This is a genomic window from uncultured Rhodoblastus sp., from assembly GCF_903903185.1.
Taxonomy (GTDB): Bacteria; Pseudomonadota; Alphaproteobacteria; order Rhizobiales; family Beijerinckiaceae; genus Rhodoblastus.
The window spans coordinates 1-15,631 of the sequence record NZ_CAIUXT010000239.1 but is presented as its reverse complement, the minus strand read 5'-3'; the positions used below and the strand labels follow the sequence as shown (position 1 = coordinate 15,631).

At 65.0% G+C, this 15,631-nt stretch carries 13 protein-coding genes and 1 pseudogene; all 14 read left to right on the top strand.

Annotated features, from left to right (window positions below; translation table 11 throughout):
• A pseudogene (mraY, locus tag QZY01_RS22070) lies at positions 1 to 207 on the top strand (phospho-N-acetylmuramoyl-pentapeptide-transferase); the annotation flags it as partial.
• The gene (gene murD, locus QZY01_RS22065; protein WP_294541566.1) at positions 207 to 1,628 is read left to right on the top strand and encodes a UDP-N-acetylmuramoyl-L-alanine--D-glutamate ligase; all 1,422 of its coding nucleotides are present in this window, start codon (positions 207 to 209) and stop codon (positions 1,626 to 1,628) included. The pseudogene mraY and the gene murD, both read left to right, overlap by 1 nt.
• Positions 1,629 to 1,882: 254 nt before the next feature.
• The gene (locus QZY01_RS22060) at positions 1,883 to 3,055 is read left to right on the top strand and encodes a putative peptidoglycan glycosyltransferase FtsW (RefSeq protein ID WP_294541564.1); all 1,173 of its coding nucleotides are present in this window, start codon (positions 1,883 to 1,885) and stop codon (positions 3,053 to 3,055) included.
• 11 nt (positions 3,056 to 3,066) lie between these two features.
• Entirely contained in the window at positions 3,067 to 4,164 is a 1,098-nt protein-coding gene (gene murG / locus QZY01_RS22055) for an undecaprenyldiphospho-muramoylpentapeptide beta-N-acetylglucosaminyltransferase (RefSeq protein WP_294541562.1), read from the top strand.
• 38 nt (positions 4,165 to 4,202) lie between these two features.
• On the top strand, positions 4,203 to 5,612 hold the full coding sequence (murC, locus tag QZY01_RS22050) for a UDP-N-acetylmuramate--L-alanine ligase (protein WP_294541559.1): 1,410 nt from the start codon (positions 4,203 to 4,205) through the stop codon (positions 5,610 to 5,612).
• Positions 5,609 to 6,313: a glutamine amidotransferase gene (locus QZY01_RS22045; protein ID WP_294541556.1), complete on the top strand. Its 705-nt coding sequence runs from the start codon at positions 5,609 to 5,611 to the stop codon at positions 6,311 to 6,313. Before murC ends, QZY01_RS22045 begins: the two co-directional genes overlap by 4 nt.
• A complete protein-coding gene (murB, locus tag QZY01_RS22040; protein WP_294541533.1) occupies positions 6,310 to 7,239 on the top strand; it encodes a UDP-N-acetylmuramate dehydrogenase in 930 nt (309 codons plus the stop codon). Before QZY01_RS22045 ends, murB begins: the two co-directional genes overlap by 4 nt.
• Positions 7,240 to 7,352: 113 nt before the next feature.
• The gene (locus QZY01_RS22035) at positions 7,353 to 8,276 is read left to right on the top strand and encodes a D-alanine--D-alanine ligase (RefSeq protein WP_294541529.1); all 924 of its coding nucleotides are present in this window, start codon (positions 7,353 to 7,355) and stop codon (positions 8,274 to 8,276) included.
• A complete protein-coding gene (locus QZY01_RS22030) occupies positions 8,243 to 9,250 on the top strand; it encodes an FtsQ-type POTRA domain-containing protein (RefSeq protein WP_294541527.1) in 1,008 nt (335 codons plus the stop codon). The genes QZY01_RS22035 and QZY01_RS22030 overlap by 34 nt, the downstream gene beginning before the upstream one ends.
• Positions 9,247 to 10,563, top strand: coding sequence for a cell division protein FtsA (gene ftsA / locus QZY01_RS22025; protein ID WP_294541524.1), 1,317 nt, complete (start codon positions 9,247 to 9,249; stop codon positions 10,561 to 10,563). The genes QZY01_RS22030 and ftsA overlap by 4 nt, the downstream gene beginning before the upstream one ends.
• Before the next feature lie 81 nt (positions 10,564 to 10,644).
• A complete protein-coding gene (gene ftsZ, locus QZY01_RS22020) occupies positions 10,645 to 12,519 on the top strand; it encodes a cell division protein FtsZ (RefSeq protein WP_294541521.1) in 1,875 nt (624 codons plus the stop codon).
• A gap of 485 nt (positions 12,520 to 13,004) precedes the next feature.
• Positions 13,005 to 13,991 carry a UDP-3-O-acyl-N-acetylglucosamine deacetylase gene (lpxC, locus tag QZY01_RS22015; RefSeq protein WP_294541518.1) on the top strand — a complete coding sequence of 329 codons (987 nt, stop codon included), beginning with the start codon at positions 13,005 to 13,007 and terminating at the stop codon, positions 13,989 to 13,991.
• 452 nt (positions 13,992 to 14,443) lie between these two features.
• Positions 14,444 to 15,325: an outer membrane protein assembly factor BamD gene (locus tag QZY01_RS22010; RefSeq protein WP_294541515.1), complete on the top strand. Its 882-nt coding sequence runs from the start codon at positions 14,444 to 14,446 to the stop codon at positions 15,323 to 15,325.
• A gap of 133 nt (positions 15,326 to 15,458) precedes the next feature.
• The coding region (locus QZY01_RS22005) for an AAA family ATPase (protein ID WP_294541568.1) at positions 15,459 to 15,631 on the top strand (173 nt) is incomplete at its 3' end.

The window sequence follows — 15,631 nt, the reverse complement described above, 5'->3', positions numbered from 1 at the left end:
GTCGGCGGCCTGTTCGTGATGGAGGCCTTTTCGGTCATCGTCCAGGTCGCCTCGTTCAAGCTGACCGGCAAGCGCGTGTTCAAAATGGCCCCGATCCACCATCATTTCGAGCAATTGGGCTGGTCCGAGCCGCAAGTGGTGGTGCGCTTCTGGATCGTCGCTTTCGTTCTCGCCCTGATCGGCCTCACGACATTGAAGGTGCGCTGATGATTCCCGTCACCTCATTTTCCGGCAAGCATGTCGCGCTGTTCGGCCTCGGCGGCTCCGGCCTCGCCACCGCGCGGGCGCTCAAAGCCGGCGGCGCGATGGTTTCCGTCTGGGACGACGCCCCGGCCTCGCGCGAAAGGGCCGAAGCGGAAGGGTTTGTCCCGGTCGATCTGCGCGAGGCGCTTTGGCCGGATTTTGCCGCCCTGCTGCTCTCGCCCGGTGTGCCGCTGACCCATCCGATCCCGCATTGGAGCGTCGAACTGGCGCGCCAGGCCGGCGTCGAGATCATCGGCGACATCGAGCTGTTCTGCCGCGAACGCGCCCTGCACGCGCCCGGCGCGCCGCTGATCGCCATCACCGGCACCAATGGCAAGAGCACGACCACGGCGCTGATCACCCATATTTTGCGCGAGGCCGGGCTGGATGTGCAGATGGGCGGCAATATCGGCGTTCCGATCCTCGAACTGGATCCGCCCTCGCCCGACCGCATCCATGTGATCGAATGTTCGACCTTCCAGATCGATCTCGCGCCCTCGCTCGATCCGAGCATCGGCCTGCTGCTCAACCTGACGCCGGACCATCTCGACCGCCATGGCGCGATGGAAAATTACGCTGCGATCAAGCAAAGGCTGGTCTCGGCTTCGGAATTCGCCATTGTCGGGCGCGACGACGACTGGTGCGAGGCGATATTTCAGGGGCTCAAACAGGCCGGGCGCTCGGTGGTCGGCGTCGCCAACAGCCGTCCCCATGCTTTGGCCACCATCTGTTGCGAGTCGGGCCGGTTGCGCCGCGCCTTCGCTCTGCCGGCGCTGAAAACGCTCGAAGAAGTCCTGTTCGATCTTTCGCGCGCGCAAAACCTGCGCGGCGCGCATAATGGCCAGAACGCGGCGGCGGCTTTCACCGCCTGCGAACGGATCGGCCTGCCGCATGACGAGATCGGGCTCGGCCTTCGCTCCTTCCCCGGCCTCGCCCATCGCATGGAGCAGGTCGGCAAGCGCGGCGCGGCGCTGTTCGTCAACGACAGCAAGGCCACCAACGCCGATGCGGCGGAAAAGGCGCTGGCGAGTTTCGACGCGATCTTCTGGATCGCCGGGGGAAGAGCCAAGGCAGGCGGCATCGAGCCGCTGCGGCCCTGGTTCGGGCGCATCAGGAAGGCCTATCTGATCGGCGAGGCGGCGGAGGATTTCGCCGCGACGCTTCAAGGCGCGGTTCCCTTCGAGCTTTGCTCGACGCTGGAAGTCGCGGTGGCCTCGGCGGCGCGCGACGCGGCGGCAAGCGAGGCGCCCGAACCGGTGGTGCTGCTGTCGCCGGCCTGCGCTTCCTACGATCAATTCGCCAATTTCGAGCAACGCGGCGACGCGTTCCGCGAACAGGTCAAAGCCTTGCTGGAAGAAGCAAGCGAGCAGGGCGCGCTGTTTTGAAAGAGCGTGGGGCGGCCCCGAGGCGAAAAGATCGGGCTTTTTGGTCCCCAATGGTTCGAGACGCGAAGCCTTGCGGCATTGCTCCTCACCATGAGGGGACCAATAGCCCAGACGTTAGCCCTCATCCTGAGAAGCCCGCGTAAGCGGGCGTCTCGAAGGGTGGGGGCGGCGCCAATTGTATTTCAACGGCCGGGCCGGTTCTCGATGGTGAGAATTGGTCTGGAGCGAACGCGAAAATAGAAGGAGTTACTTCCATGGTTTCGCGCGCGGAGCGTTCGGCGGTCGCCGGCTGGTGGTGGACCGTCGATCACTGGCTTCTGGCCGCTATCGCGGCCCTGATCGTGCTCGGTCTGGTGCTGGTCATGGCAGGCAGTCCGCCGGTGGCCGACCGTCTACACCTGCCGCCGTTCCAGTTCGTCAACAAGCAGGTAGAGTTTCTGGTCCCCTCGGTGATGCTGATGCTCGGCATTTCCTTCGCGACGCCGCGCCAGGTGCGCCGCCTCGCGCTGCTGGGCTATATCGGCGCGATGGCGCTGGTTTTCGCTGCGCTGGTTTTCGGGCATGAGGTCAAGGGCGCGCGGCGCTGGATTTTCGGCGTCCAGCCGTCGGAATTCGTCAAGCCGGCTTTCGTGGTGCTGGCCGCCTGGGCGATTTCCGAGGGCGCGCGGCGCCGCGACGTGCCGGGCAACTGGCTGGCGCTGCTTCTGCTGCCGGCGACAGTGGTTCCGCTGGTGCTGCAGCCCGATTTCGGCCAGACCATGCTGGTGTCGCTGGTCTGGGGCATCATGCTGATCATGGCGGGACTGCACTGGTTCTGGATCGCCGGCCTTGGCGGCTTCGCCGCGACGGCGGTGATCGTCGCCTATAAATTCGTGCCCCATGTGCGGGCGCGCATCCTGCATTTCATCGACCCCGGCCAGAGCGGCGGCGTCGCCGACACATTTCAGGTCGATACCGCGCTCGACAGTTTCATTTCCGGCGGCTGGTTCGGCCGGGGGCCGGGCGAGGGGACGCTCAAGCGCATCCTGCCCGACGCCCATACCGATTTCATCTTCGCGGTGACGGGCGAGGAATTCGGCCTGCTGTTCTGCATGGTCATTGTCGCGCTGTTCGCCTTCGTGGTGTTGCGAAGCCTGCTCAAGGCGGCGGTCAACGAGGACCCGTTCTGCCGCTTCGCGGCGGCGGGACTGGCGCTGCTGTTCGGGATCCAGGCCTCGATCAACATGGCGGTCAATCTTCATCTGATGCCCGCCAAGGGCATGACCCTGCCGTTTATCTCCTATGGCGGCTCGTCGCTCATCTCGCTCGGCATCGGCATGGGCTTTCTTATCGCCGTCACGCGGAAACGGCCGCGTTCGGAAATCCTGTTCGACCGGAGCGCCAATGCGGCGGCTGCCGAACGGCCTGTTGCCGCCCCCGCCGAGTGAAAGCCTGCGCGATGCAAACGGATAATCTCATTCTCGTCGCCGCCGGCGGCACCGGCGGCCATTTGTTTCCCGCCGAGGCGCTGTCGGTCGCCTTGAACAAGCGCGGGGCGCGGGTGGAACTCGCCACCGACGAGCGGGCGCTGAATTACGGCAGGGACTTTCCCGCCGACGCCATTCATGAAATCGCCTCGGCGACGCCGATGGGCGGCTCGGCCCTCGCCAAGGCCCGGGCGGGACTCAAGCTTGTTCTCGGCGTGGGTCAGGCCTATGCGCTGCTTGGGCAAATCAAGCCGCGCGCGGTGGTGTCGTTTGGCGGCTATCCGACCGTGCCGCCGGCGCTGGCCGCATCTTTACGCGGCATTCCGCTTGTTTTGCACGAGCAGAACGCGGTGATGGGCCGCGCCAACAAGTTTTTGAGCCGGCGCGCTAAGATCATCGCCTCCGGCTTTCCGCAGATCGACGGCCTGCCGCAAAATCTCGCCGCCCGCGTCGTTCATGTCGGCAATCCGCTGCGCCCGGCGGTGCTGGAGGCGGCCGCCCGGCCTTATCCCGGCTTTGCCGAGGGCAAGCTGCGGCTGCTGGTCACTGGCGGCTCGCAGGGGGCGCGAATCATGTCGGACGTCGTGCCCGAGGCGGTGGCGTTGTTGTCGAAGGAGCAGCGCGAAAAGCTCGCCATCGTCCAGCAGGCGCGCGGCGAAGACCTGGCGCGGGTGCGCGACGCCTATGCGCGGTTGCAGGTCGAGGCCGAAATAGAGCCGTTTTTCACCGACCTGCCGCTGCGCATCGCCCGGGCCCATCTGACGATAGGGCGTTCGGGCGCCTCGACCGTGTCGGAACTGGCGGCGATCGGGAGGCCGTCGATTCTGGTTCCCTTTCCCCATGCGCTCGACGCCGATCAGGCAGCCAATGCCGCGCATCTCGCCCGGACCGGCGCGGCGGAAGTCGTCCGCCAGACCGCCTTCACCCCGGACTGGCTGGCGCAACGCCTCGCCAAAGCGCTCGACGACCCGGGGGACTTGACGCGGCGCGCGCAAGCGGCCAAGAGCGCGGGCATTCCTGACGCCGCCGAAAGGCTGGCCGATCTGGCGATCGAGGCCGCCGGCCTGTAATCGCTTTAGAGCCGCAATTCGCTTTTGGAGTGTTTTCCATGAAATTGCCGTCGCATCTGGGCTCCATCCATTTCGTCGGGATCGGCGGCATCGGCATGTCGGGCATTGCCGAGGTCCTGCTCAATCTCGGCTATGACGTGCAGGGCTCCGACGCCGCCGACAACGCCAATGTCAAGCGCCTGCGCGATAAGGGCGCGCGTATTTTCATCGGCCATGACGCCCAAAACCTCGGCGAGGCGGCGGTGGTGGTGGTCTCGACCGCGATCCGGCGCGACAACCCGGAACTGGCTGCGGCGCGCGAGAGGCGCCTGCCGGTGGTGCGCCGGGCGGAAATGCTCGCCGAACTGATGCGGCTCAAGCAATGCGTTGCGGTCGCCGGCACCCATGGCAAGACGACGACCACCTCGCTGGTCGCGACCTTGCTCGACGCCGGCGCGCTTGACCCGACCGTGATCAATGGCGGCATCATCAACGCCTATGGCGCCAACGCCAAGCTCGGCCTTGGCGAATGGATGGTGGTCGAGGCGGACGAGAGCGACGGCACTTTCCTCAAATTGCCCGCCGACGTCGCCGTGGTGACCAATATCGACCCCGAGCATCTCGACCATTTCAAGACCTTCGACGCCATCAAGGAGGCTTTTCGCGCCTTTGTCGAAAACCTGCCGTTCTATGGTTTCGCCGTCATGTGCCTCGATCATGTCACGGTGCAGGAACTGGTCGGCAAGATCGAGGACCGCCGCGTCATCACCTATGGCGAAAATCCGCAGGCCGACGTGCTGTTGTCCCATATCGACCTTTCCGGCGGCGCGTCGCGCTTCAATGTGACCATCCGCGACCGGCTGCACGGGCGCGAGTGCGCGCTCGACGATCTGGTCATGCCCATGCCGGGCCATCACAATGCGCTCAACGCCACGGCGGCCATCGCCGTCGCCTATGAACTGGGCGTCAGCGTCGAGGACATCCGCCGGGGGCTGGCGGCGTTCGGCGGCGTCAAGCGCCGCTTCACCCGCACCGGCGAATGGAACGGCGCGAGCATTTTCGACGATTACGGCCATCACCCGGTCGAGATCGCCGCCGTGCTGCGCGCGGCGCGGGCGTCCACCAAAAATCAGGTCATCGCCGTGGTGCAGCCGCATCGCTACACAAGGCTGCAAAGCCTGTTCGACCAGTTCGCCACCTGTTTCAACGACGCCGATTGCGTCATCGTCGCCGATGTCTATGCCGCCGGCGAGGCGCCCATCCCGCACATCGACAAGGATGCGCTGGTTTCGGCGATCAAGGCCCATGGCCATCGCCAGGTCATCGCCTTGTCCCAGCCCGACGACCTGCCCGGCCTGATCCGCGAGCTTGCAAGGCCCGGCGATTATGTCGTGATGCTCGGCGCCGGCAACATCACCCAATGGGCCTATGCCCTGCCGGGCCAGCTTGCGAACAGGGACGCGGCATGAGCGCCAGATCCTGCCTCGTCCTGCGCCATGTCGCTTTCGAGGGGCTTGGCGCGCTGGCCGAAATCCTGCCGGACTTCGGCTTCGAGACGCGCCTGTGCGAGATCGGCGTCGAGCCTTTGCCGACGGCGGAAATCGCCGGTTGCGACCTGCTGGTCGCGCTTGGCGGACCGATCGGCGTCTACGAGACAGAGGCCTATCCTTTTCTGGTCGAGGAAATTTCCGCCATTGCCGCGCGGCTGCGCGAAAACGGGCCGACGCTTGGCATTTGCCTTGGCGCGCAATTGATGGCGGCGGCGCTAGGCGCCAAAGTCGCGCCGGGGCCGGCCAAGGAAATCGGCTATGCGCCGCTGAGCCTGACCGAAGCCGGCCGCGCCTCGCCGCTCGCCGCGCTCGCGGGCGTCAACGTCCTGCACTGGCATGGCGATAATTTCGAACTTCCCGAGGGCGCGCAAAACCTCGCCTTCACCTCCGCTTGCCCGCATCAGGCTTTTGCGCTGGGGTCGCAAGGGCTGGCGCTGCAATTTCATGCTGAGGTCGAGCCTGCCGCGCTGGAAGCCTGGCTGATCGGCCACACGGTCGAACTGGGCAAGGCGGGGATCGATCCGCGGGAGATCCGCGCCGAGACGGCGCGTTTCGGCGCGGCGACGGCGGCGGCGGGAAAAGTTCTTTTTCGCGACTGGCTCGAAGGCGTTTTTGCATGACCGAGGTTCTGGGCGATCTCGCCAGCGCTCTGGCGGCGAAAATGCCCGATCTGCGCGGGCGTCTGGTCGGCGACCAGCCGCTCGCGCCCTTCACGTGGTTTCGCGTCGGCGGTCCGGCGCAGGCCTTCTTCAGCCCGGCCGACGAGGCCGACCTCGCATATTTTCTGCAAAACCTGCCGGGGGACGTTCCGGTCACGACCATCGGGCTTGGCTCCAACCTGATCGTGCGCGACGGCGGCGTTTTGGGCGTGGTGATCCGGCTCGGCGGCAAGGCTTTCGGCGAAATCGCGGTCGAATCCGGTTCGATGTTGCGCGCGGGAGCCTGCGCGCCGGACATGCGCGTCGCCCGCGCGGCGGCGGAGGCCGGCATCGACGGGCTGGCGTTTTTGCGGGGCATTCCCGGCTCCATCGGCGGGGCTTTGCGGATGAACGCCGGCGCCCATGGCGGGGAAACCAAAGACGTGCTGATTTCCGCGCGGGGCGTCGATCGGTCGGGAAATATCCGAATTTTCAAGGTGGATGAACTTGGCATGAGCTACCGGCATAGCACGGCGCCGGAAGATATCATCTTCACCAGCGCGCTGTTTCAGGGGCGGCCCGGCGACCCGGCGGAAATTCTGGCGGAAATGGACCGGATCACCGAGGCGCGCGAAAAATCGCAGCCGATCCGCGAAAAGACCGGCGGCTCGACCTTCAAGAATCCGCCGGGTGAAAAGGCCTGGCAATTGATCGACCGGGCCGGTTGCCGGGGTCTCGTCGTCGGCGACGCGCAGGTGTCGCCGATGCATTGCAATTTTCTGATCAATCGCGGCGCGGCCACCGCCGCCGACATTGAAAATCTCGGCGACGAGGTGCGGACAAGGGTCAAGGCCGCGACCGGCGTCGAGTTGCAATGGGAAATCAAGCGGATCGGCGTGAAAGCCTGATCAATACGCGCCGTCATTGCGAGCGGAGCGAAGCAATCCAGACCCGGCGTGCGGCTTCAGGATTGCTTCGGAGCTCACGCTCCTCGCAATGACGGCGGCTGAAGGGACGACAAATGATCAGACATGTCGCGGTTCTTATGGGCGGGCTTTCGAGTGAGCGCGGCGTATCCTTGCGATCCGGCGAGGCCTGCGCGAAGGCGCTTGAGGGCGAGGGCTTTGTCGTCAGCCGCGTCGATGTCGGACGCGACATCGCGCAAGTGCTGGCGGGGCTCAAGCCCGATGTCGCCCTCAACGCCTTGCATGGGCCGGGCGGCGAGGACGGGATCATCCAGGGCGTGCTGGAAATCCTGAGAATCCCCTACACCCATTCCGGCGTGCTGGCCTCGGCGCTCGCCGCTCACAAGGACAAGGCGAAAATCATCTTCGCCGCCGCCGGCGTCCCGGCGCCCGAGGGCAAGGTGGTCACGCGGTTCGAGGCGGCGAAGGCCCATGTGCTGCCGCCGCCCTATGTGCTCAAGCCGGTGTCGGAAGGCTCCTCCTACGGCGTGTTCATCGTCAAGCAGGGAACTTCGCATCCGCCGCAGGAACTGCTGCGCGCGGACTGGGCGCATGGCGACCTCATGCTGGCCGAAAAATACATCGCCGGACGCGAATTGACCTGCGCCGTGCTCGGCGAACGGCCCCTCGGCGTCACCGAGATCAAATCGCTTTCGAGCGAATGGTACGATTTCGACTCAAAATATGCCCCCGGAGGATCAATTCACGAACTTCCGGCAAAAGTTAAAGGAAATATTTACCAAAAGGTTCAAGAGTTAGCTCTCAAGGCGCACAGGGCGCTCGGTTGTCGGGGCATAAGCAGAACGGACTTCCGTTACGACGATCGCCCGGAGGGTACGGGCGAACTCGTCGTTCTGGAAGTCAATACTCAACCCGGAATGACGGAGACCTCGCTCGCGCCCGAAATGGCCGCTTTTGCCGGTATTACGTTCGGTGAGCTTGTTAGATGGATGGTGGACGACGCCTCCTGCGACCGGTAAACGGGCTGGATCCAGCCCTTGCGGCGCCGCGCGCCTTTTTTGCCGCCGCACCGGCTCCCCGGACTTTCGCCGCCGCGTCTTCCTTCGCCCCGGCGGCGGCAAAACGTCGTCCGGGAATTGAAAAAGCCGCCCAACGCAAGCGCATCCGCCAGAATGACGGCTTCTGGCGCCGCTGCGCGGAATTCCTCGCCCTTCCGGGTCTCGGCCTCGTGCTGACGGTCGGGCTTTTCGCCGGCGTCGGCCTCCATGGCGCGAAGGCCAACGGCCAATATGCGGCGTTCGAGCGCGAGTACGGGCGTCCGCGCGATCTCATCGCCCGCGCGCTCGGCTTCGGCGTCGACGCCGTGACCATCGCCGGGCAGATTGAACTTGGCGAGGCGCAGCTGTTGCAAGCCGCAGGCGTCAATCCGCGCCAGTCGCTGCTGTTCCTCGACGTCGACGACATGCGCAAAAGGCTTCTGGCCTTGCCTTTGGTGAAAAACGTCAGCGTCAGAAAGCTGTTCCCGGGCCGGCTGGTCATCGAAGTGGTCGAGCGCCAGCCCTATGGCCTGTGGCAGAAGGACGGCGTGGTCTCGGTCGTCGCCGCCGACGGCGCGCCGATCGACGTCCTCCACGACGAGAAATTCGCCCGCCTGCCTTTCGTCGTCGGCGAGGGCGCCAATCTGCGCATCGACGAATTTTTGGGCCTGCTCGCCGCCTCCGGCGACCTGCGCGAAAAAATCCGCGCCGGCATTCTGGTGTCGCAGCGGCGCTGGACGCTCAAAATGACCTCGGGCGTCGAAGTCCTGCTGCCCGAAACCAACCCGAAGAAGGCGATCGAACTGCTGGCGCGGCTCGAACAGGAGAAAAACATTCTGGAAAAGGACGTGGTTTCGCTGGACCTGCGCGTCGCGGGAAAAATCTACGTCCGCTTGACCGAACAGGCGGCGGAGGCGCGCGAGGCGAAAACCCGCGGCAGGGGAGCGCGCACATGATCGCCTCCCTGACCTTGCCGCGCATGAAGAAAATTTCGGCGCGCAAAAGCGCCATTCTCTGCGTGCTCGACGTCGGCGCGTCGAAAGTGGTTTGCCTCGTCGCCAAATTGATTCCGGCCGAACCGTCGGACATGCTGCGCGGACGAACCCATCGCACCAAAATCCTGGGGATCGGGCACCAGCGGTCGCGCGGCATAAAAGGCGGCGCGGTCATCGACATGGAGGAGACCGAAGCCGCGGTGCGTCTCGCCGTGGACGCGGCGGAACGCATGGCCGGCGTTCAGGTCGAAAGCGTCATCGTCGCCAATGTCGGCGGAAGGCTTGGCTCGGCCTATTTTCACGCCAGCGTGCCGATTGTCGGCGCCGGCGTCGGCGACGCGGACCTGCACCGGGTGCTGGAGGCGACCAGCCTGCGCACCGCGCAAACCGGCCGCTCGGTGCTGCACAGCCTGCCCACCGGCTTTTCGCTCGACGGCGCCGCCGGCATCCGCGACCCCAAAGGCATGATGGGCGAGCGCCTCGGCGCCGATCTTCATGTCGTCAGCGCCGATTCGGTCGCCCTCGGCAATCTGCTGCTCGCCATCGAGCGCTGCCATCTGACCGTCGATGCGGTGGTCGCCACGCCCTATGCGACCGGCCTGGCGATTCTCGTCGACGACGAGGCGATCCTCGGCGCGACCGTGCTCGACATCGGCGGCGGTTCGGTCGGCATGGGGGTGTTTCGCGACGGCAAGCTGGTTCACGCCGACGCCGTGGCGGTTGGTGGCAAACATATCACCATGGACATTGCGCGAGGCTTGAACACCCGGCTCAGCGACGCCGAAAGGCTCAAGACGCTTTATGGCAGCGCCATTTCTTCGCCCTCCGACGATCGCGAATCGCTGTCGGTGATGCAGGTCGGCGAGGAGGGCGACAGCCCGGCCCATATTCCGAAATCGCATCTGGCGCGGATCATCCGGCCAAGGGTCGAGGAAATTCTCGAACTGGCGCGCGACCGGCTCAAGGCGGCGGGTTTCCCCGCTACTTCCGGCAGTCGCATCGTGCTCGCCGGCGGATCGAGCCAGCTTACGGGACTGCCGGAGGCAGCGCGGCGCATTCTCGGTGGCCAGATCCGGGTGGGGCGGCCGCTCGGCGTGCAGGGCATGCCCGAATCGGCGAAAAGCCCCGGCTTCGCGGCGGCGGTCGGGCTCCTGATCTATCCGCAATTTTCGGGCGTCGAACATTTCGAGCCGAGCCGCGCGGGGCAGGGGCCTTCGCGCTACCCGGAAGGCTATTTCGGCCGGGTCGGCCGTTGGCTCAAGGAAAGTTTCTGACCATCACCACGGTTTGCGACTTTCGCAGGCCGATTCGCCAAGCAGGTACGGGTTCGGTTCCAGTTAAACAAGAGGCCAAACATGTCGATCAATCTGAAAGCGCCTGAACTGCGCGAACTCAAGCCCCGCATCATGGTGTGCGGCGTCGGCGGAGCCGGCGGCAACGCTGTCAACAACATGATCGCCTCGGGTCTTGCCGGCGTCGATTTCATCGTCGCCAATACCGACGCGCAGGCGCTGACCAGTTCCAAGGCCGAGCGCATCATCCAGATGGGCCTTCAGGTCACCGAGGGTCTCGGCGCCGGGTCGCAGCCGGAAGTCGGCCGCGCCTCCGCCGAGGAGGCGATCGAGGAAATCCGTGATCATCTTGCCGGCGCCCATATGGTGTTCGTCACCGCCGGCATGGGCGGCGGCACCGGCACCGGCGCCGCGCCGGTCATCGCCCGCACCGCGCGCGACATGGGCATCCTGACCGTCGGCGTGGTGACCAAACCCTTCCAGTTCGAAGGCGCGCGGCGCATGCGCCTCGCCGACGGCGGCATCGAGGAATTGCACAAGGCCGTCGATACGCTGATCGTCATTCCCAACCAGAACCTGTTTCGCGTCGCCAATGAAAAGACCACTTTCGCCGACGCCTTCTCGATGGCCGACCAGGTGCTCTATTCCGGCGTCGCCTGCATTACCGACCTGATGGTGCGCGAAGGCCTGATCAATCTCGATTTTGCCGACGTCCGCGCGATCATGCGCGACATGGGCAAGGCGATGATGGGCACCGGCGAAGCCACCGGCGAGCGCCGCGCGGTGCTCGCCGCCGAGGCGGCCATCGCCAATCCTCTGCTCGACGAAGTGTCGATGAAGGGGGCCAAGGGCCTGCTGATCTCGATCACCGGCGGCAACGACCTGACCCTTTACGAAGTGGACGAAGCCGCAAGCCGCATCCGCCAGGAAGTGGACGAGGACGCCAATATCATTCTCGGCGCCACCTTCGATTCCAGCCTCGACGGCATCATCCGGGTTTCTGTGGTCGCCACCGGCATCGACAAGCCGGCCGGAATCGCCGACATCAACGACCAGCGCCTCGCCGAAGCCGGAGAGCGCCTGCGCGCCCAGGCGGCGGCCCGCCAGGCCGAGGCGGCGAATTTCGCGAGGGCCCCGGCGCCTGCGGCGCAAGCCGATTCCTATTACGCCGCGCCGGCGCCCCAGCCGGACCAGGTCGCGCCCGCGCAAGCCCAGCCCGCGCAAGTTCAGGCCGCACAGGCCCAGGTTCCGTCCGGCTTCTCCGCGCCGGCGCCTGCCGCGTCGCAGACCGCCTATGCCGCGCCTGCCCCCGCGGCGCCAGCCGCGCAGCAGCCGCAGGCTTATGCGCCGCTTCACGACGACGTGCAGATCAAGCGGGCGCCGGCGCCGGCGCACGCCTATCACGAGGCGCCCGTGGCGCCGGTCCGGCGACCGGACGCGCCGTTGCAGGCGGAATTCATTCCGCCGGCTCCCGAACAGCCCTACCGCGCCGTGCAAATGCCTAGGATCGAAGACTTTCCAGCGCCCGGCCAGAATCTGATTCGCGCCCAGCAGGGAGCGGAAGCGCAGCCGACGGGCGAAAACCGCCGCCGCACTCTGCTGGAGCGGCTCGCCACGTTCGGCATGAGCCGCGCCGAGGAACAGCCGGTCGCCCCGGCGCGGCAATTCCATTCCCAGCCGGCGGCCGCCCCGCCGCAGCGGACGCCCGCCCAGTCTCAGCTGGCGCCTCCGCAGCAGGCGGCGCTCCCGCAGAACTACGCCCAGCCGCCGGCCTATCAGCCGCGTCAGGCCAATCCCTCCGCCGTCCATGCGGAATACGCCAAACGCCCGCCGGGCCAGCGCCCGGCCGCGCCGGAACCGCACGGAGGACGTTCGCAGACCCGCGCCGAGGACGATCAGCTCGAAATTCCGGCCTTCCTGCGCCGCCAGTCGAACTGAGCGCGCGAATCAGTCGGGATCGAATTGAAGGATTTATCCACAACAGAAAAAACCCGCCCGCAAAGGCGGGTTTTTTGCAGTCCAAGAATGAACGAGGCAACGGACGGCCCGCTGTCCCCGGTTTGACTGTAGGTCAGCCGGATTGAGCTATCGAAGACGCAAGGCCCGGTATGGTAAAATTTCAATTAAGGCAAGTCTGACGAAAAAATGGTGAATTTGTAACAAGCGCGTAAGAAAGAGTGATTTGGCGCGATTCTCCCGCCAAGGTACTTTGTGGCGGTGGTGGATCAAGCGAATCGGCGAATCACAGTCACGCGCCGGCTTGCGGAGGGCTTGTCTGGGCCTCGATAGAGGGCGCACGCAGAGCTTCGAGTCTCTCGTCTGTTCCATACGCCTCCGGGCGCCAGCGCTGCAAGATAACGGCGCAACCCGGGCGTTTTTGCAACGACCCCGCGACGAATGCGGGGCGAGCCGACGGATAGCCAATGAAACCGAGCTTTCAGACAACTCTCCGGGACCGCATCGTTCTTTCCGGAGGCATTGGCGTTCATTCCGGCAAGTCCGTCCGTCTCGCGCTCAACCCCGCCGAAGCTTCCACCGGGCTGGTTTTCCTGCGCAGCGGCCTGCCCAATGGCGGCAGCCGGCGCATCGAAGCGAACTGGTCGAAAGTCACCATGACCGAGCTTTGCACGGTGATCGGCGACGGCGCCCAGCATATGGTCGGCACCATCGAACATCTGGTCGCCGCCCTGCGGGGCCTCGGCGTCGATAATTGCCTCGTCGAGGTCGACGGCCCGGAAGTTCCGATCATGGACGGCTCCGCCGCCGCCTTCGTCGAGGCGATTGATCGCGTCGGCCTGCGCCAGCTCCGCGCGTCGCGCCGTTTCGTCAAGATCCTGAAGACCGTGCGGATCGAACAGGGCCGAGGCTTCGCCGAATTGCGGCCTTTCCGGTCTTCCGCCCGTTCCTCTTCCCCATCCTCCGCCGAAAACGGCTTCCGCCTCGATGTCGAGATCGATTTCAAGAGCGACGCCATCGGCCGCCAGCGCAAGATTCTCGACCTCGATCCCGCCTCGTTCCGCCGCGAACTTGCCCGCGCCCGCACTTTCGGTTTCCTCTCCGATGTCAAAAGGCTGATCCAGGCGGGCTTCGCGCTCGGCGCCTCGCTGGAAAATTCGGTCGGCATCGACGACGACCGCGTGCTCAATCCGGAAGGCCTGCGCTATTCCGACGAATTCGTTCGCCACAAGATGCTCGACGCGGTTGGCGATCTCGCTCTGGCCGGAGCGCCGTTGATCGGCGAATATCACTCCTATTGCGGCGGTCACAAGATGAATGTCGCGGTGCTGGAGGCCCTGTTCTCCGACCGCGCCGCCTATCGCTTCGTCGACGCCGTCCAGACCGCCCGCGAAGGCGTCCGCGCCGATTTGGGCATGGTCGTTTCGCCGGCCTTCCTGCCCGCGCGCAGCTGAGCAGCCCTCGCGCGATTCTCCAGGAATTGAGTTCCTTCGTTTTCGCAAGACATAGCGAAGGCGTGAAGAATTCATGATCCTTGACGGTGCGACGCTATCGCCGTCAACGCTGGCGATTTCGCGGGAAGCCAAAAGTTGGCGATCTGGCGCGATGGAGCGCCGGAAGACGGGTCCATTACATCGGATCGGCGCGGGCGCCGGGCCAGAGGCTCCGGGTTGCGAAACCGCCAGTCTTAAAAATGCCGTAAAAAATCGGTTTTGCTAGCTCTTGATCGCCGACCCGGGAGGGTCCGGCGCCTCGTAGGGGTTCGGAAAGCTTCGGAAAGCCAAGCGAAGAAAGCCCGGTGAAGAAAGCCGGGCGCGCGGGTTCCGCAGATTGGCGTATTGAGCTAGAAGCATTTTGCGCGAAAGTAGCCTTGTGGCGTCGCGCGTCTCCATGACGAGCAGGTTGTATGAAAAGCACCAGGGAAATTGGCCTGAAATCATTGCGCGCCTTCGTCGCGGCGGCGGTCGCCGCGACCAGTTTCGCGCCGGCGGCGCACAGCTTTTCCCTCGAAGACCTTAATCCTTTCGGTCCGCCGAAATATGAGATGAAGGTCGATCCCGACGTGCCCGTCGACCGGCTCTACAATGAAGCCCTGTTCAAGCTGGAAAAAAAGGATTACGAGGGGGCGGCTAAGCGTTTCGCCGAAGTGCAGAAGCAATATCCCTTCTCGCAATGGGCGCGCAAGGCGCTGATGATGGAAGTCTACGCCTATTACGAGAGCGGCTCCTACACCGAGACCGTTTCCGCCGCCGACCGCTACACGACGCTCTACGCCAATTCGCCCGACGCCGCCTACGCCACCTATCTTGCGGGCATGGCGCTGTTCGGCGACATGCCCGACGAGCATCGCGATCAGGATCGCATCGCCAAGGCGATCCGCTATTTCCAGATCGTCATCGATAAATATCCGAAATCGGAATATGTCGCCGACGCGCGGTTCAAGATTCAGGTCGCCCGCGACCAGCTTGCCGGCCACGAGATGAATATTGGCCGCTATTATCTCAAACGCCAGAATTACACGGCGGCGATCAACCGCTTCCGCGAGGTCCTGTTCAAATATCAGAACACCCGCGAGGCCGAGGAGGCGCTGGAGCGGCTGACCGAGGCCTATCTGGCGATGGGCATAGTCGACGAGGCGCAAACCGCCGCCGCCGTGCTCGGGCATAATTATCCCGATTCGGAATGGTACAAGGAAGCCTTCGAACGCCTGAAGTCCGACGGCTATGCGCCGCAGGAACATCAGGATTCATGGATTTCCAAGGCCTTCAAGAAAGTCGGGCTCGGCTGACCCGATCGGGTCGCCGCCTGCCGCATCCCGTAGGTTCGTTTTCCTGTTTCATGGCGACATGAAAAGGCTCTAAGCTTGTTTTGGCGCCTGTCGGAACGGAAAAGGCTCCAGAGGACAATCGAGACAGGGATTCATGCTGGTCCAGCTCGCGATCCGCGACATCGTCCTGATCGACCGGCTCGAACTCGACTTCGGCGCCGGGTTGACGGCGCTGACGGGCGAGACCGGCGCCGGCAAGTCGATTTTGCTTGACGCTTTTTCGCTGGCGCTCGGCGGGCGCGGCGATGGCGACCTGGTGCGTTCCGG